Annotated in this window: 2 protein-coding genes; both read right to left on the minus strand. The window is 70.8% G+C overall.

Annotated features, from left to right (window positions below; all coding sequences use genetic code 11):
- Positions 1–308 precede the first annotated feature (308 nt).
- On the minus strand, positions 309–1,004 hold the full coding sequence (locus VJR25_RS11520; RefSeq protein ID WP_324115113.1) for an ABC transporter ATP-binding protein: 696 nt from the start codon (positions 1,002–1,004) through the stop codon (positions 309–311).
- Positions 1,001–2,279 (minus strand): ATP-binding cassette domain-containing protein (locus tag VJR25_RS11525; RefSeq protein WP_324115114.1); only part of this gene is annotated, 1,279 nt, incomplete at its 5' end. The genes VJR25_RS11520 and VJR25_RS11525, both read right to left, overlap by 4 nt.

The raw sequence follows: 2,279 nt of genomic DNA on the forward strand, positions 1-2,279 counted from the left end.
CCAGTCCGACCGCCACCACGACGGCGACCACTCCAGCAGCAACGCGCGACCTCATCCCGCCACCGTAGCCAATTCCGTGCCACCGCCTCGAAAGTTATCCACAGGCATCCGATTCAGCAGGATCAGGCCGATTCAGGAAGAATCCCGCCGAATCCTCCTGAATCGGCGACATCTTTGCTGAGTCCGCAACCGTTGCGCGACGCGGTGCCCCCGTGCGACAGCGCCACCTCTCGCCACGCCTCGCCCCCCGCCGCCACACGGCAGAGGGGGTGGGATGCCGCAGCATCCCACCCCCTCTCGTCTCTCTGTCAGCTCCCCAGGTACGCCCGGTGGAGCACGGCGGGGTCCGACTTCAGGGTTGCGGCATCCCCCTGGTAGGTGACGCGGCCCGTGGCGACGACGATCGCCTCTGCGGCCAGACCCAGCGCGAGCTCGGTGAACTGCTCCACGAGCAGCACCCCGGCGCCCTGCTCGGCGAGCTTCGCCACCATCGGGAACAGCCGCGTGAACACCACCGGCGCGAGGCCGAGCGACATCTCGTCGATCAGCAGGAACCGGGGCTTCGCGGCGAACGCGCGGGCGAGCACCACCATTTGCTGCTCACCGCCCGACAGCAGCTGCGTCGGGGCGTCGATGCGCTTCTCCAGCTCCGGGAACTGGGCGATCGCGGCATCCACCTCGGCCGGGGTGCGCGCGGTCAGCGACAGGTTCTCCCGCACGGTCAGGGTCGGGAACACGGCCCGGCCCTGCTCGATGTGCACGATCCCGCGCCGGGCGCGGCTCACCCGCGACACCTTGTCGATCGGCTCGCCGCCCAGGCGGATCGAGCCCGACGAGTGCGAGATGACGCCCGAGATCGATTCGATGAGGCTCGTCTTGCCGGCGCCGTTGGGTCCCACGAGCGCGAGCACCTCGCCCGGCCGGAGCGTCAGCGAGACGTCCGAGATCACCGGGCCGGCACCCCGGCTCACGGTGACGGATTCGAGTTCCAGCGTGTCGCTCATTGCAGCAGCTCCGTCTCGCCCATGTAGGCCCTGATGACGTCCGGGTTCTCGAGCACCTCGACCTGCGGGCCGGATGCCAGCACCTTGCCGAAGTTCAGCACCGTGAGGCGCGGGCACACCGAGCGGACGAGGTCGAGGTCGTGCTCGATGATCACGAGCGACATCCCGAACCGGTCCGGCAGGTCGCGCAGCCGGGCCGCGAGCGCCAGGTGCTCCTCGTGCGACAGGCCCGCGGCGGGCTCGTCGAGGATCAGCAGCTTCGGCCGCGCCATGACGTTCGCCGCGACCTCGATGAGCCGCCTCGTGCCCACGTCGATGCTGCTGAGACGGGCGGATGCCGGCGGGCAGCCGAAGAAGTCCAGCGTCTCGGCGAGCTCGAACGGATCGATCCGGCGCCGCGCCACGAAGCTGACGTACGCGCCGACGGTGAGCGACGGCGGAACGCGGTCCTGCTGGTACGTGCGCCGCAGGCCGAGCCGGGCGCGTGCGGTGGGCGTCATCCCGGCGAGGTCCGTGCCGTCGAGCGTCACCCGCCCGCCGTGCCGCGGCAGGAACCCGCTGATCGCGTCGACGAACGTCGACTTGCCGGCGCCGTTGGGCCCGATGAGCCCCATCACGGTGCCCGCGGGGACCGAGAACGACACGTCGTCGAGCGCCTTCAGCGCGCCGAACTCGACCGTGAGCCCCTCGACCACGAGCACGGGTGCGTTGGCGTCCTTCGCCGGGTCGACGGTCGCGACCGTCGTCGTGGAGATGTGCGCCTCGTCCGCGGTCTCGCGGGCGGCGGCCTCCTTGACCGCGGCCCGGGCGGCCGCCTGCCGGCGGTCGGCGCGCTTGTGGATGAGGTCGCGGATCACCTGACCGAGGTTCGAGCCGCTCGTCAGGGCCTGCACGCCCAGCACGCCGAAGATCACGAAGCCCCAGTTCTGGTTGATGTTCCAGGCCTTCAGCAGCTCCGGCACGAGCACCCACACGATGCCGCCGAAGATCGCCATGTCGAGCAGCTGGGCGCCGCTCATGACGGCGAGCACGTACAGTGCCAGCGACTGCAGGGGAGTGAAGCTCGACTCGTACGGCAGGCCGACCTGGCCGGCCAGGAGGCCCCCCGCGACACCGGCGAGGGCCGCGCTCACGGCGAACGCGGACAGCTTCGCCGTGCGCACGCTCTGCCCCGCCGAGGCGGTGCCGCGCTCCGAGAACGCGACCGACTTCCAGCTGGATCCGGTGCGGCCCCGCTGCAGGAAGAACACGATCAGGCCGCAGATCACCAGCACG

This window comes from Microbacterium sp., from assembly GCF_035277845.1.
GTDB lineage: Bacteria > Actinomycetota > Actinomycetes > Actinomycetales > Microbacteriaceae > Microbacterium.

Excerpts from the sequence above, each read along its gene's own strand:
- VJR25_RS11520 (WP_324115113.1), bottom strand. The coding sequence starts at position 1,004 with ATGAGCGACACGCTGGAACTCGAATCCGTCACCGTGAGCCGGGGTGCC.